Raw genomic sequence first — 18,194 nt, 5'->3', positions numbered from 1 at the left:
CCGTAATACCCGGCTCCGCCCCCTCCGCCCTGGGACGACCCGTAGTAGCCCATGCCGCCTCCACCCCCCACGATGACGTCGAGGCCTTCAGAAGCCCCCAGGGTGAATGTGCCGGTTGCACTCACGCCCTTCGCCCCCGTCGTGGAGCCGTTGCCTCCGCCGCCTCCGCCCACGAGCTGGTAGGTGATGAAGAGCGGCACTCCGAAGGGATTGGTCCTGTTCAGGACCGAGGTCACGACCTTCGTGCAGACGGGGAACTGCAACACGAACTCCTGGGACTTCTTCTGACCATTGGCATCCTGGACCTGGACGGTCACGGTGTAGTTCGTGGTGGTCTGCGGAGTCGTGGGCGCTGTCCAGACGACTTCGCTCCTGCCGGTGGTCGTCGTAGGTGTCCCCAGCACGCCACCCGTCGCGCTCCAGGTGAAGGTCAGCGCGGTGTTCTCCGGATCATGCGCCGTGACGTACAGGCGCACCGTGGCGGCCGACTTGACCGTCGCGCTGGACTGGTAGGAGGTGTCGATGACCGGGGCCGAGTTGGGGACTCCCACCGAGCCCACGTTGAGGGTCAGCTCGCCCGTCGTGCTTCCTCCACGGCCGTCGCTCACGGTGACCTTGGTCTTGCACTTGCCGCTGGAGGGAGCCGTCGAGGGCGCGGTCCAGGTGGAACTCTTGCTGGCCGCGCCAGCGAAGACGCCGCCGCAATCATCCGTCCAGGCGTAGGTCAGCGAATCCCCATCGGAATCCGACGCTGACACATCCAGCGTCACGACGCCGCCCGAGGCCACCTGCCCCGAAGGCGTTCCGGTGATCTGGGACACCACCGGCCAGGTGTTGAAGGTGACGGTGACGTTCGCGCTCCCCGTGGCGGTCACGACCGCGATCTGGAGCGAGATGCCGGCCTGTCCACCCTTGCCGTCGTTCACCGTGGCGCTCAACGTGTACGTTCCCTGAGTCGCGGGCGCGGTCCAGGTCGGGTTGGAGACCGCGGCGTTGCTGAAGGCTCCCCCCGTGGCTGTCCAAGCATAGACGAGGGTGTCACCATCCGCGTCGGTGGCGGTCAGGGCGAGGGTCACCGGCTTGTTGGGTTCGACCTGGGCGGGTGAGACCGTGACGCCGGTGATCTTCGGCGCGCTGTTCACGAATGGGGTGGGGGCAGTGCTCTGCTGGAGCAGCAGCAGCACGGAGGTCGTCTGGGCCGCGGTGATGGTGATGTTCGTCACCTCGCCCGCGTAGATGACAGTGTTGGAGGCATTGTACGCCTTGGCGCTGAAGGTCCTGGCCGTCCCAGCGGGGAGGTTGCCAACCACGCCGCCCCACTGAGCCCCGGTCTTGTCCAGGTTGGTGGTGACCGTGGTCATGCCCGAGCCCGTGACCGTCAGCTCCACCCGAGTCACCTCGGAGGTGTTGAGCTCCTGGGACATGACACCAATCTGGGCACTGCCCGTGGGTTCAATGACCATGGGATCGTCGCCCGCACAGCCGACAAGCGCCGCGCAAAGTGACACTGCGACACACAACAGCCACGTCCTGCCTCGAGGATGCATGAGCCCTCACGGGATGGAAGGCAGACCGCTGCATGAACACAGCGCAACCCCCCATGGTTGATCTGCCATTGGTTGGGGAGACGGACTCTATGGGTTGTAATTTTGATTTCAACTCCGGGTGAAGCAGACCCGTGGAGTGTCTATGGTGACCCGCGTGATCATAGGCGGGATAAAGGCCATGTTGAGAGGGAGGGCTGGAACGCAGGAGCCGAGGAGGGCCGCTGACGGGGCCGCCGGGCAGTACGCCAGACGGGTGGAGAAGCTACGCAGCCACTTGGGATACACGTCGGCCCAGGCCGCCTTCCCATGGGGTGCGCGGCAGGGGCCTGGTTCTCTTGGCTGGAGCGGCTTGAGCCTCAACACCACGCATTCTGGGGGGCCCTCGCGCCGGGGCCAGCCTCGCACCTGCCGGGGGCAGGCCCAGGTGCTCCAGAATCGCTCGCACTCCACCTCTTGCCTACACATACGCCAGCACCCGCCGCCTGCCTCCACACCTCACGCAGACGAACACGTCCAAGTCGAACGTCCTCCTGAGCAAATCTGCCCAGTCCACTCGCGGCGTCCTCTCCTTCCTGACCGCTGCCTGGGGCGCCTCGCTCGCCTCCTCCGCACCTGCTTGAGGGACGCGGAGCATGAGCTTCAAACAAGGCCCGGTGCTCAGGTCTCCGTCGCCATCCGCAAGGCGGCCGGAGGTGGCGCGTGCAACCGCAGGCGCTCCGACGTGAGCGGGTGCGTGAACGCGAGCGTCTCCGCGTGGAGCAGATAGCCCCCCTCTCCGGGCAGGCCAGGCTCGCGCTCGCGAGGCAGACCTCCCGAGGCGAACAGCGGCTCACCCGTGAGCGGATGGCCGATGGACGCCAGGTGGATGCGGATCTGCTCGGGGCGGCCCGTGTGGATGCGCACCGCGAAGAGGGTCTGCCCGTCACGCCGCTCCAGGACCTCCGCGTGGCTGTGTGACGGTTTGCCCTTCTCGGTCGCACCGTGCACCGACCCCAGCAGGGGGTGGGGCACCAGCCCGATGGGCGTGTGGATGTCATAGGACGCCTGCGCCGCGACCCCGTCCGAGAGCGCCCGGTAACGCTTCTCCACGTCACCCTCGCGCCAGTCGCGGGAGAGCTTCGCGGCGGCGTCATGCGTGCGGGAGAAGAGCACCAGCCCCGAGGTCGCCCGCCCCAGCCGGTGCAGCGCGGACGCCTCAGGCCAGCGCAGCCGCACGAACGAGAGCAGCGTGTTCTTGAGGAAGCCGCCGGAGGGAATCGTCGGCAGCCCGCTCGGCTTGATGACCGCGAGCAGCGAAGCGTCCTCGTACACCAGCTCGAAGCTGTCTGGCGTCTCCCCTTCCCGCCAGGGCGGCCGGTGCCAGCAGAGCTCCTGGTGGCCCCGCAGCACCTCATCGCCGGTCGCGATGGAGCCCTCCAGCCGCACCTCACCGCGAGCGAAGCGAGCACGCCACTCCTCCTCGATGGAGTGCCGGTACGCGCCCGTCAGGTGGGCAAGCGCGGTGCGCCCCACGGAGGCGGAGCCAATCCGCTCGCGGTACACATAGCCGTCATTCAGGCGGCCAGAGTCATCAGGTGGGGACGTCACCCGAGCACTCTACGAGCCCCAGGCGGAAGTGACAGCCCCGGGGGCGCAGTCGGGGTGGGCACCGTCCCGCGAGTGGGGGCCTGCTTCGTTCGTTCCGGGGCGTCCCTGGAGACTGGGGGCATGTCTTCTCGCGTGGTCGGCTCTCCACCAAGTGCGTCGCGGTGACGTGCGCTCGCTTCGCGTTGCAGGCGGGACACACACACCCCTCGCCCCTTGCACGAGAAGGCGACGAGCAGCTCGTCCTTGCAACTCTCGCAGCGCACCCGCGCGAAGCCGTGTGCCAGCCCCCCGCCTCGCTCGCCTTCTCCAGCAGCGTGGCCAGGTTCTCCCTCACCGGCTCGTACACCACTGTCCCCTCCGGCTGCCTGCGCCGGTACTCCCGCCCGCGCTCCTCGGCCTGCCCTTCCCATCCACACCTCGCCAGGGCTCACGCTACGGAGGGGCTCCCATGGGTTTGAGTGAAGCCTGGAGCCCCTGACTGCTCAGGGGTTCGAGGCGCGACCGAGGCAGCGCTTCAGGAGGGGCAAACCCGGTACCAAACGGGTACCCAATCCAGCGAACCCGCCTGAACGCCGTTGAACGCCACCGGACAGAAAGACGCCCTGCTTCCGTGGGGCTGGAAGCAGGGCGATGACCCCGACAGGAATCGAACCTGTGGCCTGCGGTTTAGGAAACCGCCGCTCTATCCAACTGAGCTACGGGGTCGAAGCGACGCAACCGCCTTATACCAGGGCGAGTTCTCCTCGCAACGAGGGCGTGGGGGAGGGGGCACTATCGGACTGGGAGTCCCGTGGGAGTCTTGAAGGGGCTTCGCCGGCCTCGTTGTGGTGGGCTCGCCTTTCGCCTCACCTGACAGCACCTTCACGGGGTTCCGAAGGTCTCCTGCCACGACAGGTCCCCGTCCGCGGACACACGGAACACCCAGAGGTCCGTCTTGCCCGCGCCCCGGGACATCGTCGAGCCCGCCACAACGAGGCCGCCGTCCGCCAGCCGGGTGATGCCGCGCGCGAGATCCTGCCGGCCGCCTCCGTAGGACTTCCGCCAGCGCACGGCGCCGTCGGGGCCCAGACGCCATACTCGCGCATCGCGGTCCGCCAGGCCCTTCAGCGAGTCGCCCGCCACGGCCGCGCCTCCGTCCGGTAGCGCCGTCACCGCATGGCCCGCTTCCACGGTGGCGTCCTCGGGGAGGTGCTCCCACTGGATGCGGCCCTTCGCGTCCAGGCGCACCACCCACAGCCCCCAGTCCGGAGACCCCGGCGCGCTCGTCCGGCCCGCCGCGACGAGCCCTCCGTCCGGCATGGCGGCGAGCGCGGCCAGTTCTCCCCGGCGCTCCGCTGACAGCCACCAGGCCCACGCGGGCTGTCTGTCCGCCTCGAAGACGAGTATCGCGGAGGTGCCCAGCCCCGTGGTGGAGGACTCCGCCGTCCCCGCCACCGCGAGGCGCCCGCCCGGCAGTACGGCCAGCGAGGTGACACGCTCAAGCTTCTCCAGCCGTGTCTCGCCGAGCGGCTGGCCATCCGGTGACAGCCAGAGGAGCCAACCCGCCCCGCCTTGGACGCCGCCAGCGACGATGGTGCCGTCATCAAGCACCCCCACCGAGGTGAGCCCGTTGATGCCCCCGGTTCCTGGCGTGCGCTCCCAGCGGGGGCTCCCATCCCTGTTCAGTGCGAGCACCCAGGCCTGGAATTGGTCTCTCGCCACCTCCACCTCGCCCACCACCACGAGTCCTCCTCCTGGGAGGGGGGAAAGGGCCCGGGCATGGCTGCCGGGTCCCTCACCCTGGGTGCGCTCCCAGCGCGGGCGGGGCGCGGTGCCGTCGAAGTCCAGCACCCATGCCTGAGATGTGCCGGGCCGCCGGGAGTGGGTGTGACCCGCCACGGCGAAGCCCTCGCGGGTGGCCGTCACCGCCTCGGCGGCCTCGTGGCCCGTGCGGTTCTTCTGCTCGACTTCATGCGCCAGGTCCATATCGCTCGATGGTGGACGAGGAAGAGACAGCCGACGCCAGAGCAGGAACCCCGCGGCCAGCATCAGGACGGCCAGCAGCGCCAGGGGCCCGAGGGGCCGAACCGGCGCTGCTCCGCTGCGACGAGCAGGCGACGCCACGGCTCAGAACCAGCTCCGCTCTTCGGTGAGCCACTGCGACCGCAGCGGCTCCCGGAGGCCCAGGTCGTTGACGGCGTCCACGATGGTGCTGTCATCGCAGACAAGGATGAAGATGCGCTTCCACGCCGGAGTGTGGAGGCGGTTCTTCTCCGGCTGGCTGAAGGGCTGGATGTCCCACTCAAGCGCGGCGCGGCCGGTGACCGGCCTACCCAGCAGGAGCTGCCGGAGTTTGGGAAAGACATTGTCGAAGATGACTTGGTTTCCCTCGCGCATCATCCCCTGCAACTCGTTAACACGCTGGACCGCGGACCCAGGCTGGGGATTCGAAGGCTCCCTGCTGCTGACACGTTGGTATACGCGCCGCAAGGTTCCCCCTGTGGGAGCTTGCGTTTGCTCCCAGTTCGCTCCACTGCGGGGGAGGCTAACATGCCTGTACCGCCGGAAGCCCACAGAGGGAGGCGAACGGGTGCAGAGAGTCAGGCAGGCCACTGACGAGGGCCTATGTCGAAGACGAAGAAGCGCTTGAAGATGAATCGGAAGTACAGGGTCGCCTACATGACGCCCGAGGGTGGCTCCAAGCATGAAGACGATGGACCGGCGCGTTCGGCGCAAGGCTCGCGCTCTCTCAACGCTGACGGGAGGTTCTTGAAATGGAAACGAGACGCTGCAAGCTCGTCGACAATGACGCTGACTTTCAAGCCTGCGTCGATATCCGGCTGAAGGTCTTCGTTGAAGAGCAGGCCGTTCCAGAAGACATGGAGTTGGACGAGTTCGAGACCGTCAGCAAGCACTTCCTGGTCACCCTCAACGGCAAGGGCATCACGACGGGCCGGCTCAGGCCCTATGGCTCGTTCGTCAAGTTCGAACGAATCGCGACCCTGCTGGAAGAGCGAGGGAAGGGGACCGGGCGCGTGCTCATGGAATGCATGATGGATTACGCCGAAAGGCACTATCCAAACCATCTGCCCATGATGCACGCGCAGATCTCGGCGCTCGGCTTCTACGAAAAGCTTGGCTGGATGCCTGTCGGCGATGAGTTCGACGAAGCCGGCATTACCCACCTCGTGATGATTCACGTCCCGGAGAGCGAAGCGCGGATCCAGAACCTCCTGATCTGGAAGGGCACCGACGCGGATCCTGAAATCGTGGAGGCGTTGAAGCAGCGGCGCCCCTAGCCGAGCGCCGCCTTCCCGTCCGGCTTGCGCTGGAACCGGTAGAGCACGAAGCCCACCGCGAGCGCGACGGCCCCGGCGATGAGGTTCTCGCGCTCCGCGCTCAGCGCGAACACCACGCACAGCGCGGCGGCGGCGAAGGGAATCACGGGGCCACCCGGGATGCGGAACGCGTTCGCGGGTGCCTGGAGCTTGCGGCGCAGCACGGGCACCGCCAGGGCCGTGCCGAAGTACGTGGCGAGCCGGGCCACCACGGAGAGCGTGGCCAGCACCTCGAACGAGCCGGAGAACGCCAGGGGCAGCGCGATGGCCGTCTGCGTGAGGATGGCGACCGTCGGTGTCCGGTAGCGCGGGTGCAGCGTGGCGAGCGCCGCCGGACCAAAGCCGTCCTGCGCCAGCGCGTACAGGTAGCGCGGCCCGGCCAGCACGGTGTTGCTGTTGGTCCCCAGGATGGACAGCACCCCGCCCACCGTCATCAGCAGCCCACCCCAGCCCCCGAGGAACCGCGCGGCGGCGTTGGCGAGCGGCGTCTGCGCGTCCGCGACCCCGGGCAACGTGCCCAGCGCCACCCACTGAACCGCCGTGTAGATGAGCGTGACGACGCCAATCTGCACGATGAGCGCGAAGGGCACGTCGCGGCGTGGGTTCTTGAACTCACCCGCTGGCGCCGCCGTGTTCTCGAAGCCGGCATAGGCGAACAGCAGCAGGAGCACCGCGGCCCCCAGGTTGCCTCCCTCCCTGGGCGCCACGGACGTCGCCAGCGGCACGGACACGAAGAAGAGACCCACGGCGATGAACACCAGCAAGGGCACCGTCTTGGTGACGGCGAGGAACACCGCCGTGCGAGCACCGCCCTTCACGCCCACGACGTTGATGGCGGTGAGCGCGAGCAGGGGCACGGCGATGGCCAGGCCCTGGCCCACGCCCGAGTTCGCCGCGGGCCACAGGAAGCCCAGCGCGCGGGAGAAGCCGACGGACAACGAGGCCACCGACGAGACGCGCGCCAGCCACGTCATCCAGCCGACCTGGAACCCCACGCGCTCGCCAAAGGCTTCACGCGTGTACAGATACGCGCTGCCGGGCTTGTCGAAGTAGCTGGCCGCCTCCGCGAAGCAGAGCACGAGCAGCAGCACCGCCAGCCCCGCGAGCACCACCGCGCCCGTGCTGGCCGAGCCCAGGTTCGCGGCGGCCGCCGCTGGCAGCAGGTAGACCCCGCTGCCAATGACGTCGTTGATGGAGAAGCCGACAATCTCCCAGCGCGATACAGCGCGCCGCATGCCCGGCTCAGGAGGAGGCGAAGGGGGTCCAGGGATCATGGGGAAGAGAACCCCACTGGAGCACAGATGCGGCGAATCCGCGAATTAGAGAGAAGCCGGGCTCCTTTCACTCCGTCCTGGCCTTCGCGGCCTCCCAGCGCTGGCCGGAGCTGTAGTTGAGCGGGATCCACCGGTAGCCCTTGCCCTCCGCGCTCAGCCGGCCCAGGCCGGGGAAGGGCATGTGCGCGAAGCCGATCAGATCGCCGCGCTTCGCCGCCTCCGTGAACGTACGCGCCCGCTGCGCCGCGGCCGCGCGCTCGTCGACGTCGTAGGCAACCGTCACCGAGGGCTCGCGCAGCTGCACCGAGCCGAAGTGCATCAGGTCGCCCCCCAGGACCAGCCGCTCGCCACGGCTCTCCACGACGTAGGCGCTGTGCCCCGGCGTGTGTCCCGGGGTCGGCATGGCCCGGATGCCCGGAACGAGGGTGTCCCCATCCCCGAACACCTTCAGCTTCCCGGCCTCCTGGTACGGCCCCACCATCGCCCGCGCCTCCTCGAAGTACTTCGGGTCCACCGAGCCCCTCGTCCGGTCATCGCGCCCCAGCCAGAAGCCCGCCTCTCGCGCGTGCACCCGGAGGATGGCGTTGGGGAAGGCCCGGCCCGTCCTGGCCATGAGCCCGCCCGAGTGGTCGGAATGGATGTGCGTCAGCAGCACCACGTCGATCTGCTCGGGGCGGTAGCCCGCCGCCTGGAGGTTCTGCTGGAGCTGGCCTCCCACGCCAGGGCCGAAGAAGCTCCCCACGCCTGTCTCCACGAGCACCAGCGCGGTGCCGGTGTTGATGAGGAAGGCATTGATGGACACCTCGACCGGATCCTCCAGGTGGTCGCGCGACAACAGCTCCTTCACCTGCCTTGGCGTCGTGTTGGTCGCCACCTCGCTCACGGTCTGGGGAACGGTGCCATCGGAGAGCGCGGTGACCTCGAAGTCACCGAGCAGCAGCCGATGGACTCCAGGGGCCTGGGTCCGGACCTGGGGCGCGGCGGCATGGACGGAGGTAGGAAGCAGTGGCGCACCCGTCAGCATCATCAGCGTGAGGGCGCGAGAGACAGAGAGGAAGGAACCGCGGGCAGTGGGCTTTGTCATGCGCAAGGAGATACGCCCCGCCTTCGCTGGGATAAACGGGAGCCGTTCACACACTCCGTTTCACCGCTGAAACAATCCGAGGTGGCAGATGGACACGTTCACGGCGATGGAGGCCTTCGTCCGTGTGGTGGAGACCGGCACCTTCACCAAGGCCGCCGACGCGCTGGCACGCCCGAAGGCGGCGGTGACGCGGCTGATCCAACAGCTGGAGGCGCATCTGCGCGTGAAGCTGCTGCACCGCACCACGCGCCGCGTGACAGTCACCCCGGAAGGAATGATCTACTACCAGCAGGCCCTCCGGTTGCTGGGCGAGGTGCGGGAGCTCGAAGCCACGTTGTCCCAGTCACGACGCGGTCCCCGGGGGCGCCTGCGGGTGGAGTCGAGCGGGACCATTTCGCGGCTGCTGCTCGTCCCCGCGCTGCCGTCGTTCTACGCGCGCTATCCCCAGATACACATCGAGCTGGGCGTGAGCGACCGCGTCGTGGACCTCCTCGCGGACAACGTCGACTGCGCCATTCGAGGAGGTCCGGTGAAGGACGACTCGCTGGTGGCAAGGCACCTGGGGGACCTCTGCTATTGGCTGTGCGCATCCCCTCGCTATCTGGAGCGCCACGGCGCGCCGCTCCACCCACGGGAGCTGGCGGGACCGACGCACGCGGTGGTCAGCTACTTCTCGTCGCTGAGCGGCAAGGAGCTCCCCTTCGTCTTCATGAGCGAGGGCGAGCGGCTGGAGGTCCAGGGTCGAAGCCTGCTCACGCTCAACGAAACCAATGCGTACCTGGCCGCGGGGCTCGCCGGTCTGGGCGTGATGTTCGCGCCGCGTTTCGTATTGGAGCCGCACGTTGCGTCCGGGGAGCTGGTGCGGGTGCTGGATGGCTGGCTGCCCGAACCCCGGCCCTTGTTCCTGGTCTACCCACCCACACGCCAGCTGGGCGCCGGGGCGCGGGTCTTCATCGACTGGTTGACGGAGCTGTTCGCAAGCCGGCCCAACCTGTGGCGCGATGACAGCTGAGATGGTGCTCTGTCCCGTCAGGAGGAACACCATGGCCGACGCGAAGATCTCCATCACCTACTGTACCGCTTGAGGCTACCTGCCCAAGGCTGCCCGTGCGGCGGCCGTGCTGAAGGACGAGCTGGAAGTGGACGTGGAGCTGAAGAAGGGCGGGTCCGGCGTCTTTGAGGTGGCCGTGGACGGGCGGGTCGTCATCAAGAAGACCGGCCTGGCGTTCCCCAGCGAGCGGGAGGTGGTGGACGCGGTGTTCCGCGCCCTGAAGCCCTGACGGCTCACGCGGGCAGACGTTGCAGGGCCTCCGCGAGGCGGATGTGTCCCTGGAATGCGCCGCTGCCCCGAGGCGCTTCGCCCTTTTCAATGGCATGGGCGAAGCGCACTCCGGCGTCCACCTCCAGCCGCTCGAAGAGGCCCTGGAGCTTCGGGTAGTCGCGGCGGTCCAGCACCTCGTGGTACCGGGTCCACCGGGCGATGCCGATGAAGTAGGCGTCCGCCAGCGTGCGGTGGTCGCCCAGCAGCCACGGCGTGTCGCCCATCAGCACCTCCAGCTTCGCGTGCGCGGAGATGACCTTGCGCGCCCCCAGGCTTCGCAGCGCCTGCTTTTCGGACTCCTGCAGCTCGGCGTGCTCGAGCGCGTACCAGAGCGGAGAGAAGGCGCTGAAGAAGGTGGTGTTCAGGTACGCGAGCATCTGGTTCAGCCGGTCGAAGTCCTCGGTGCTCTGGGCGAACGACAGCCCGGTGCCCACGCCGCGCGCACCCAGATGGTTGAGGATGGCCATGCTCTCGCTGATGCGCGCGCCCGTCTCAGTCATCAAGGTGGGCGTCTCCGCGACCGGATTGATCCGGAGGTAGTCCGCGCTGGTGACATCCTCCGGCATGGCGATGCGGCACAGCTGGTAGGGCCGGCCCAGCCACTCCATCGCGACGATGGAGCCGAACGAGCAGCCAGAGGGGACACCGTAGAAGAGGGTAGGCAGTGCCATGGGGAATCTCCTGTCCGAAGCGGAAGGCGTCATGCCTTCGATGGAGACACCATGGCCGTGGCAGCGCGCGCCGTGTAGACAGCGGAATGCGAACGCAAGGTCCACACCCGTGGACGATGAGGCGCGGCCCTTGAATCTCAACGACCTCCATCTTTTCGTCCAGGCCGTGGAGAGCGGTGGCTTTGCCTCGGCGGCGCGACGGCTGGGCATTCCCAAGTCCACGGTGAGCAAGCGCGTGGCCGAACTGGAGGACGCGCTGGGTGCCCGGCTGATCCAGCGGACGTCACGAAGCTTCGCGCTGACGGACGTGGGGCGGGACTTCCTCGACCATGCCCGCGCCGCCGTGATGGAGGCGGAGGCCGCTGAGAACGTGGTGCGCCGCCGGCAGGTGGAGCCGAGTGGCGTGGTGCGAATCACCACGTCGCTCCCCACGGCGCAGTTCCGGCTCGCGGAGCGTCTGCCATTGCTGGCGCTGGCGCATCCCAAGGTGCGCGTTGAGCTTCACGCGACGGACCGCTTCGTGGACCTGGTGCAGGAGGGATTCGACATCGCCGTGCGCAGCCACTTCTCACCCTTGCCCGCGTCGGGCCTGGTGCAGCGCCGGCTCGCGGTGGAGTCCTTCGTGCTGGTGGCGTCGCCCGGCTACCTGTCCAGCCACGCCAGGATTCGCCGGCCCGAGGATTTGCGCGAACACGACGGCCTCCTGATGAGCGCCACGGCCCCTCCGTGGCGGCTGCGCGGGCGGGCAGGGGAGACCGTTACCGTGATGCCAAAGGCACGCATGATCGCCGACGAGTCACGGGTGCTCCTGAAGGCGGCCATGGCCGGGCTGGGCGTCGTCTGTCTGCCGGAGTCGTTCACCCACGTGGACGTGGAGGCCGGGCGGCTGGTGCGGGTGCTTCCCGCCTGGACCGCGGGCACGGTGACGACGACGATCCTGACGCCCCACCGCAGGGGCCAACTGCCCGCCGTGCGCGCCGTCATCGACTTCCTGATGGAGGGTGCCAGCGAAGCGTAACGCGGGTGCCTCGGGGTTCGAGGGCTTCAATGGACAGCGTCCATCCGAAACGCTGCGTCAGCCGTTCCACCAGCGACAGGCCGATGCCGTGGCTCTCGCTGCCGGGCTCGGCGCGGCCAAAGCCAACCCCTGTATCGGTCAGGGTCCACGCCCCGGGCTCGATGGCGATGACGATGCGGCCCTCGCCCGTGTAGGCGAGCGCGTCCTTGAGCAGATTGCCCATCATCACCCTGGCAACGGAGGCAGGGAGGGGCGCGTGGACTTCGCCCTCGGACTCGATGGTGAGCGCGATGGTGCCGCTCCGCCGGAGGTGCCCGTACAACGCGAGCAGTTCTCGCGAGACGCGGTTGAGTTCGCAGCTTTCTTCGGTTCGGCGCTCCCGGGCCAGCCAGAGGATGCCCTCCGTCAACAGGCCCATCTGGCTCACGGCCCGGCGCAGCCGCTCGAACGTCTCCGCGTCTCGCGGCGGATCGAGTTCCAAGATCTCCACCGCGCCCTGGGCAACGGCCAGCGGCGTGCGCAGCTCGTGACTGGCGTCCCGGTTGAATCGCCGCTCACGCTCCAGCTGTTCCTGGATGCGTGCGTCGCGTGCGAGCAGCGCGTCCAACAACGTACGGACCTCGGCCACTCCGCCGTCGTCCCCGGGCGGCGGTGTCCCTTCGGAACGGCTCCACTCCACCATCCGCTCCAATGGCCGGCCCAGCCTGCGAGCCACGAGGCGGGCGAGGAGCGCGGCGGCCAGCAACGCCAGCAAGGCACTGGTGAGAAGCAGCCCGGCGGTCCGCTTCAGGTGGGCCGTCGTGCTCGTCAGGCGCGTCACGTCGAACGCGAAGTAACGGCGGCCTCCGTCCGAGCTGGGGCGCACCGCGACGTGGAAGTGTCCGTGGTCTCCGGCGGACACCTCGTACTCTCTTGGCGGTGCGTCCGGACGCAGGTGCTCCGCGAGCCACGGCGGCAGTGCGGAGTGCCCGTCATACCGCGTGATTCCGGGGACGTGGCCTGGCTCGGGCCGGTCCGCCTCCGTGGCCACGATGCGGCTGAAGATGACGTCCTCCAGGTCGTAGCTGAAGAGCGTGAAGAACCCACCCATCAGCACCAGAGAGAACGCGGCGGACAGTGGAGGTTCACGCGGAGGATGGGGAGCGGATCCCCGCGTGGGTGCTGGAGCCGGAAGGGAAGGGGACGAATCCACCCGTGGCCCTCCTGCTGCACGGTCTCACCCGGAGCAAGGACGACTGGCTGTCGGATGACGAGGTCCGTCGCTGGTTGAGCGAGCCGTAGCAAAGGCCCCCGAAAGCGTGTGGATTTGCCTGGCATGTCCTCGTGACGACCGAAGACAAACGCAAGGCGCGGCAGAAGCTGGTCCTGGATCACTTTCGCGATGAGGTGCGGCAGAACTGGGACGACGTGCTGTCCACGTTCCCGCACCCGCACTACGAGCTGGTCCCCACCATGAAGGTGCATGACGGCGACCGCGCGGTGCGGGACTACTACCGGGAGACGCGCGTGGCGTTCCCGGATCAGCACCACGAGATCATCTCGTTCCGGCACAGCGACGATGCCGTCATCGTGGAGTTCTGGTTGATGGGCACCCACCTGGGGCCGCTGGGCTCCATCCCCGCCACGGGCAGCCGCTTCCGGGTGCGCATGAGCGCGTACTTCATCTTCGACGACGCGGAGAAGCTGGTCTGCGAGCGCGTCTACTTCGACACGCTCAGCATGCTCAAGCAGCTCCTGGGCGGATTGGACATGGGCTCGCCCAGGAACTGGCTCCTCGCCGTCCGCTGCCTCAAGGGCCTTCTGGCCATGTCCGGCGGCCCGCCCGCGCCCGAGCTCACCGAGACCCGGCCGCCCGCCTTCATCGACTGAAGCGGAGCAGGGGCATGGGTTGGGGTTCACGGTGGCGTCGGCGCGCCTGTTGACCTTTAGGGTCCTGAATCCTGGACTTTAAAGGTTGATGTGGCTCAGACTCCCCGCGCGGAGCAGCTGCCCTTCTTCCGCCTCCCGAGGAGCCATGCCCGACACGACGACCGATGACCTGGCGCGCACGGAAGCCTCCGCGCGCCGCAGGCTGCTTCCACCCACGCCCGCGCGGCCCGTGCACCTCTTCACCCTCGACGGCATCCGCTACGAGGCGGTCCGCGAGCTGGTGTTGATGCCGAACGGCGAGGTGCTGATGCTGGCCCGTCGCTTCACGGAGCTGGGCAACTCGCTGCCCGGGTTCTGCTTCGTGCGGCGGCTGGCGAACCCATCCACTTCCATGCAGCGCAGGCGCCTGGGGGAGGAGGTTCAGCTGGCCTTCCGCTTGCGCCACCCGGCCATCGCCACGGTCTTCCATCGCAAGGTGCACCAGGGCGCGCTGCACGTCGTCATGGAGGCCGTGGAGGGCCCCTCTCTGGATACGCTGGTGAGCGCGGGCGTGGCACGCGGACGCCCCGTCTCCGAGGCCTTCGCCCTCCATGTCGGCGCGGAGCTCGCGGAGGCGCTGCACCATGCGCACACGCTGACGGACGCGGACGGCCATCCGCTCGGCATCATCCACCGCGACGTCAATCCCCGGCACGTCTTCGTGGGGACCCAAGGCGAGGTGAAGCTGACGAACTTCGGCGCGGCGTACTCGCTGGTGGTAGGGCGTGAGGAATCGCCCGCGAACCTCGTGCGTGGAGACGTGGCCTATGCCTCGCCGGAATATCTGACCCGACAGCCCCTGACGCCGCGCTCGGATGTCTTCAGCCTGGGTGTGCTGCTGGTGGAGCTCTTCACCGGCAAGCACCTCTTCGACGTGGAGGATCTGCCACCCCCGCCCAGGCGGTTGGCCTCCCTTCAGGCGGAGAGCCTTCCCTCCCTGCCTTTGATGCAGATGCAGATCCTGCTGGCCCGCTTCAGCCCGGAGGATGTCGAGGAGGCCGTGGCCTCACTCTCCCCGGACGTGAAGGCGATGCTCCATGTCGCGCTGCGCGCCAACCCCGAGGAGCGGTTCGCCACGGCGGCGGACATGCGCGACGCCATGCGAGTCGCCCTGGCGAGACGGCACGCGGGCTACGGCCGTCAGGAAGCCGCGGCGGAGTGGGCGCAGGTTCTGTCGGAGGGCATCGGCCTTCTCGACGGGGTGGAGTTCGGCGACGAACTGGCCGCGGATGCGTGGGAGGGATTGAAGCGGAGGTGACGCTTCAGCGTGCCAGCGCCGAGGCGACGTGGAGGAGGGCGTCCAGCTTCTCCGCGTCCAGCTTGCGCGCGAGGTGGAGCAGGCGCCGCAGCTCCGGGGGGGCCTCCTCCTTGGGTGGCGACTTCGAACCCTTGCGCACGTCGCCCGTCGCGGTGAGGCCCATCAACTTCTCGGGAGAGACGCGCAGCTCCCGGCAGAGGCGGTAGAGGGTGGGCACGCTGGGCAGCATCTTCCCGCGTTCCAGGCGGTTGTAGACGGGGTGCACCAGTTCCACGCGCTCCGCGACTTCTGCCTGCGTCAGGCCCAGGTGCTGGCGGGCCGCGCGAGCTTCCGTGCCGATGGTGATGCCGAGTTCTTCGTTCATGGCGGGGCGCAGCGTAGCCGAGGACGCGCATGGGAATGCCCCTGGTAGGGTGCGCGCCCCGCAGGGAGGATGCCGCATGCGCGAGGCCGGGTTGCCCGAAGGAAGGACGCCATGATGAGGGGGCCGCCTCCGGCCGCGTTGTCTCCCGGGGCCCGGGTGCTGGGCTACACGGTGGAGCGCCAGCTGGGGCAGGGCGGTTTCGGCACGGTGTACCTCGCTCGCTGCGAGGGCCAGCCCTTCGCGCTGAAGGTGCTGCACCTGCCGCGCGTGGGCGAGCGGGCGGAGCGGGAGGTCTCCATCCTCACCCGGCTGCGGCACCCCAACGTGGTGGGGATCCTGGGCCATGGCTACTGGCCGGTGGCCCGGCCGCGGTTCGCCGTCATCGCCATGGAGTATGTGGACGGGCGCCGGCTGGATGACTGGGCCGACGCGGAGAATCCCACGGCGCGGCAGGCGGCGCGCGTGTGGCTGGGCGTGGCTCGGGCGCTCGCCGCGGCCCATGCGGATGGGGTGGTGCACCGGGACGTGAAGGAGGGCAACGTCATGGTGCGCGCTTCGGATGGCGTGGCCAAGCTCGTGGACTTCGGCATTGGCGACTACGCGGGCGCGCGTGATTTGACGGCGGACATCCTCCCTCCGGGAACGCTGGACTACCGCTCCCCGGAGGCGTGGCGCTTCCTGCGAGGCCACCGCGAGGCACCGGACGCCCGCTACACGGCGGGCCCGGCGGATGACCTGTGGGCGTTGGGCCTCGTGGCCTACCGGCTGCTGACGGCGCGTTTCCCCTTTGATGGCGAGGACCCCGCCAGCTTGACGGAGGCGATCCTCACCCGCGCGCCCACGCCGCCACACGAGGAGAACACGCGAGTGCCCCGGGTCCTGAGCGACGTGTGTCTGCGGCTCCTGGAGAAGGCCCCCGAGGCGCGAACGCCGAGCGCCAAGGCCCTCTGTGAGTCCCTGGAGGATGCGCTGCGCGGCGCTGACGCGGCGTGGGACGTGCCACTCTGCGATGCCTACGCCGAGGACTCCGCGACGACGGAAGGGGAGGACATCGACAGCTTCGAGCAGTGGATGAACGAGCCCCGGCACCGTCCGCGCCGGGGCAAACGGCTTTCCCCGAAGCAGGTGCCGCCTCCTGGAACGACCGTGCGTGTGGCGCCCGCGAAGAGTCGCGGGAGCTTGCGTGCATGGGCGACCTTCGTCGTCGTGCTCGTCCTGGCGGGCGCGGCATGGGGCGTCGGGACATCGCGAACCTCAATGCCGGGCCCCGTCCGTCAGGAAGTAGCGACCCCTGGCAAGTCGCCTCAAGCTGACCGCGCCGCAGCCGCCGCTCTCCCTGCGGCGCTCCAGGAGGATTCCGTCACCGTGACGACGCAGCCGAAAGACACTCCGCCCATCCCGCTCCCCTCGAAGCCCGTGAAGAAGGGCATGCGCACCATGGCCCGTGCTGTCGGCGCGGCGGCGGTCTGCTCTGCGCTCGGGTGCCCTGGTGCTCAGGTGCTCTCGCCTCCGCCGCCGGAGCCGTGTCCGGTGGGAGCGGTGAAGGCCATGGAGAAGTGGGGCATCAAGATTGGCGACAAGCACATGGCGGTCTTTGATCTCGATGAGAGGTACCTCACCGTCCAGGACGGTCCCGGTCAGGTGATTCTGTTCAGCCAGTGGGCGGACATGCCGGGCGATACGGTGCTCTCAGGCCGGCTCATCGTGCGCGACCACGTTTTTGGGCGACTGACCTGGGCAACGACCCCAACGGGAGACAGCTTTCCTGTCTGCCTGGAGGTCTACGACACGACGGGTGATCGCGGCATGTTGCGAGAGGCCGGAAACGACTCGCCGTCGAGTGCCCGCATCTTCGCGAACGCGTACGTGAAGGCGGTGAGGGAGTTCCAGTAGCCAGGGTACCCCTGGGAGAGAGCGTCGAGTGACTGCATCATCCATCGTGGTGGTCCTGGGACTGCTCCTCGCGAGCGGAACCTCCACCGGGCAATCCGAACCCTCCGACTTCGGACCAGGAACGCGTCGGATCGAGCTGCTCTCCGACGAGCCTCAAGCCACGCCGGAGATCCTGATCAGCGCAGGTCTTTCCACGACGCTCCTCTTCGATGCCGACTTGAAGCGCGAAGCGGTCGAACTGGAGGGGCGGGACCGGTTCAACCTGGTGGATCTGGGGCAGACCACGCTGCGCCTGATGCCATCTTCTCGCGTCACCGCCGCCGAGACGTTCCGGCTGGTCGTACACTTCCGGGACGGAGCCGCGCCGGTCAGCGCGTCCTTTCGTCTGCGAGTCCATCCCGCGAAGGCCGAACCCCTCATCGAGATCTATCGCATCCGGCGGACCCTTGAGACCTACCAGCAAGAGGTGCGGGAGCGTCGGGCAGAACTCCTCCGCTGCATGGTCGAGACCTCCCGGTTGGCCGCGGAGCGTGAAGCACCTGCGGGACTGGCAGGACTCCTCTCCGTCGGAGCCATGGATGAGCACGGCGTCCTTGGAAGAGACGCGAGCAGGGACGTCTCCCGCGAAGGAGAGAAATGGCTCCAGAACTCCTTCGTCAGCCTCTACCGCTCCAAGGCATGGGTTGCCGTGGAGATCAATCTGAGACTCAGCGCGGGTGGTGCGCCCTGGATCGCGAAAGGGGCGATGCTCCGAAGCAAGGGCGTAGCGGATTTGAAGGTGCTCCGCATCTGGCAGGCGCAACCGACTCCAGGGAAAGAATTCCTGCGCCTCGTGGTCGAAGCCGAAGCTCCGGCGGACTCAGTGCAGGGCCCCTTCTCGCTCAAGCTCTGGGAGGAAGAGGGGCCGCGGACCCTCACGCTGCGGAACATCACGTTCCCGTGAGGGCCCGGG

At 68.4% G+C, this 18,194-nt stretch carries 18 protein-coding genes and 1 tRNA gene; 9 read left to right on the top strand and 10 right to left on the bottom strand.

Annotated elements, in window-relative coordinates; genetic code table 11:
- The 5 genes from D7X96_RS09370 to D7X96_RS09345 form a co-directional block, all read right to left on the bottom strand.
- The coding region (locus D7X96_RS09370) for an Ig-like domain-containing protein (protein ID WP_440588241.1) at nucleotides 1–1,424 on the bottom strand (1,424 nt) is incomplete at its 3' end.
- Between the two features lie 780 nt (nucleotides 1,425–2,204).
- Nucleotides 2,205–3,134: an RluA family pseudouridine synthase gene (locus tag D7X96_RS09360; protein WP_199747237.1), complete on the bottom strand. Its 930-nt coding sequence runs from the start codon at nucleotides 3,132–3,134 to the stop codon at nucleotides 2,205–2,207.
- 631 nt (nucleotides 3,135–3,765) lie between these two features.
- A tRNA-Arg gene (locus D7X96_RS09355) sits at nucleotides 3,766–3,839 on the bottom strand.
- A gap of 156 nt (nucleotides 3,840–3,995) precedes the next feature.
- Nucleotides 3,996–5,237 carry an SMP-30/gluconolactonase/LRE family protein gene (locus tag D7X96_RS09350; RefSeq protein ID WP_244219508.1) on the bottom strand — a complete coding sequence of 414 codons (1,242 nt, stop codon included), beginning with the start codon at nucleotides 5,235–5,237 and terminating at the stop codon, nucleotides 3,996–3,998.
- A 3-nt stretch (nucleotides 5,238–5,240) separates the two neighbouring features.
- Nucleotides 5,241–5,513, bottom strand: coding sequence for a hypothetical protein (locus D7X96_RS09345; protein WP_121769515.1), 273 nt, complete (start codon nucleotides 5,511–5,513; stop codon nucleotides 5,241–5,243).
- Between the two features lie 374 nt (nucleotides 5,514–5,887).
- Here D7X96_RS09345 and D7X96_RS09340 point away from each other — a divergent pair, with 374 nt between their 5' ends.
- A complete protein-coding gene (locus tag D7X96_RS09340) occupies nucleotides 5,888–6,412 on the top strand; it encodes a GNAT family N-acetyltransferase (protein ID WP_121769514.1) in 525 nt (174 codons plus the stop codon).
- Here D7X96_RS09340 and D7X96_RS09335 read toward each other — a convergent pair.
- Nucleotides 6,409–7,686, bottom strand: coding sequence for an APC family permease (locus D7X96_RS09335; RefSeq protein ID WP_121769513.1), 1,278 nt, complete (start codon nucleotides 7,684–7,686; stop codon nucleotides 6,409–6,411). The two genes, D7X96_RS09340 and D7X96_RS09335, sit on opposite strands and share 4 nt — an antisense overlap.
- A 106-nt stretch (nucleotides 7,687–7,792) precedes the next feature.
- Nucleotides 7,793–8,809, bottom strand: a complete 1,017-nt coding sequence (locus D7X96_RS09330; RefSeq protein WP_244219507.1) for an MBL fold metallo-hydrolase — start codon at nucleotides 8,807–8,809, stop codon at nucleotides 7,793–7,795.
- A gap of 88 nt (nucleotides 8,810–8,897) precedes the next feature.
- On the opposite strand from D7X96_RS09330, the gene D7X96_RS09325 reads away from it, so the two are divergent.
- Nucleotides 8,898–9,821 carry a LysR family transcriptional regulator gene (locus D7X96_RS09325; protein ID WP_121769511.1) on the top strand — a complete coding sequence of 308 codons (924 nt, stop codon included), beginning with the start codon at nucleotides 8,898–8,900 and terminating at the stop codon, nucleotides 9,819–9,821.
- 31 nt (nucleotides 9,822–9,852) lie between these two features.
- On the top strand, nucleotides 9,853–10,089 hold the full coding sequence (locus D7X96_RS39940) for a SelT/SelW/SelH family protein (RefSeq protein WP_233609465.1): 237 nt from the start codon (nucleotides 9,853–9,855) through the stop codon (nucleotides 10,087–10,089).
- Nucleotides 10,090–10,093: 4 nt separating this feature from the next.
- Here D7X96_RS39940 and D7X96_RS09320 read toward each other — a convergent pair whose 3' ends face one another.
- Nucleotides 10,094–10,801: a glutathione S-transferase family protein gene (locus tag D7X96_RS09320; protein ID WP_121769510.1), complete on the bottom strand. Its 708-nt coding sequence runs from the start codon at nucleotides 10,799–10,801 to the stop codon at nucleotides 10,094–10,096.
- A 130-nt stretch (nucleotides 10,802–10,931) separates the two neighbouring features.
- Here D7X96_RS09320 and D7X96_RS09315 point away from each other — a divergent pair, with 130 nt between their 5' ends.
- Nucleotides 10,932–11,819: a LysR family transcriptional regulator gene (locus tag D7X96_RS09315; protein WP_120546482.1), complete on the top strand. Its 888-nt coding sequence runs from the start codon at nucleotides 10,932–10,934 to the stop codon at nucleotides 11,817–11,819.
- Here D7X96_RS09315 and D7X96_RS09310 read toward each other — a convergent pair.
- Nucleotides 11,782–12,909, bottom strand: coding sequence for a sensor histidine kinase (locus D7X96_RS09310; RefSeq protein WP_121769523.1), 1,128 nt, complete (start codon nucleotides 12,907–12,909; stop codon nucleotides 11,782–11,784). The genes D7X96_RS09315 and D7X96_RS09310 overlap by 38 nt on opposite strands.
- Nucleotides 12,910–12,935: 26 nt before the next feature.
- On the opposite strand from D7X96_RS09310, the gene D7X96_RS09305 reads away from it, so the two are divergent.
- The 3 genes from D7X96_RS09305 to D7X96_RS09295 all read left to right on the top strand — a co-directional run bounded on the left by D7X96_RS09305 (nucleotide 12,936) and on the right by D7X96_RS09295 (nucleotide 14,985).
- Nucleotides 12,936–13,100, top strand: coding sequence for a hypothetical protein (locus D7X96_RS09305; RefSeq protein WP_233609466.1), 165 nt, complete (start codon nucleotides 12,936–12,938; stop codon nucleotides 13,098–13,100).
- Between the two features lie 42 nt (nucleotides 13,101–13,142).
- Nucleotides 13,143–13,688, top strand: coding sequence for an ester cyclase (locus D7X96_RS09300; protein ID WP_121769509.1), 546 nt, complete (start codon nucleotides 13,143–13,145; stop codon nucleotides 13,686–13,688).
- Between the two features lie 145 nt (nucleotides 13,689–13,833).
- A complete protein-coding gene (locus D7X96_RS09295) occupies nucleotides 13,834–14,985 on the top strand; it encodes a serine/threonine-protein kinase (RefSeq protein ID WP_121769508.1) in 1,152 nt (383 codons plus the stop codon).
- 4 nt (nucleotides 14,986–14,989) lie between these two features.
- Here D7X96_RS09295 and D7X96_RS09290 read toward each other — a convergent pair whose 3' ends face one another.
- Nucleotides 14,990–15,349 (bottom strand): helix-turn-helix transcriptional regulator, encoded by a 360-nt coding sequence (locus tag D7X96_RS09290; protein WP_120546443.1) that lies wholly within the window; start codon nucleotides 15,347–15,349, stop codon nucleotides 14,990–14,992.
- 111 nt (nucleotides 15,350–15,460) lie between these two features.
- On the opposite strand from D7X96_RS09290, the gene D7X96_RS09285 reads away from it, so the two are divergent.
- The gene (locus D7X96_RS09285) at nucleotides 15,461–17,242 is read left to right on the top strand and encodes a serine/threonine-protein kinase (RefSeq protein ID WP_306449681.1); all 1,782 of its coding nucleotides are present in this window, start codon (nucleotides 15,461–15,463) and stop codon (nucleotides 17,240–17,242) included.
- A gap of 28 nt (nucleotides 17,243–17,270) precedes the next feature.
- Nucleotides 17,271–18,185: a DUF2381 family protein gene (locus tag D7X96_RS09280; protein WP_244219506.1), complete on the top strand. Its 915-nt coding sequence runs from the start codon at nucleotides 17,271–17,273 to the stop codon at nucleotides 18,183–18,185.
- The last annotated feature ends 9 nt before the right edge of the window (nucleotides 18,186–18,194 follow it).

The sequence above is a fragment of the Corallococcus interemptor genome (genome assembly GCF_003668875.1).
Taxonomy (GTDB): domain Bacteria; phylum Myxococcota; class Myxococcia; order Myxococcales; family Myxococcaceae; genus Corallococcus; species Corallococcus interemptor.
This window is presented reverse-complemented; position numbering and strand designations above follow the sequence as displayed.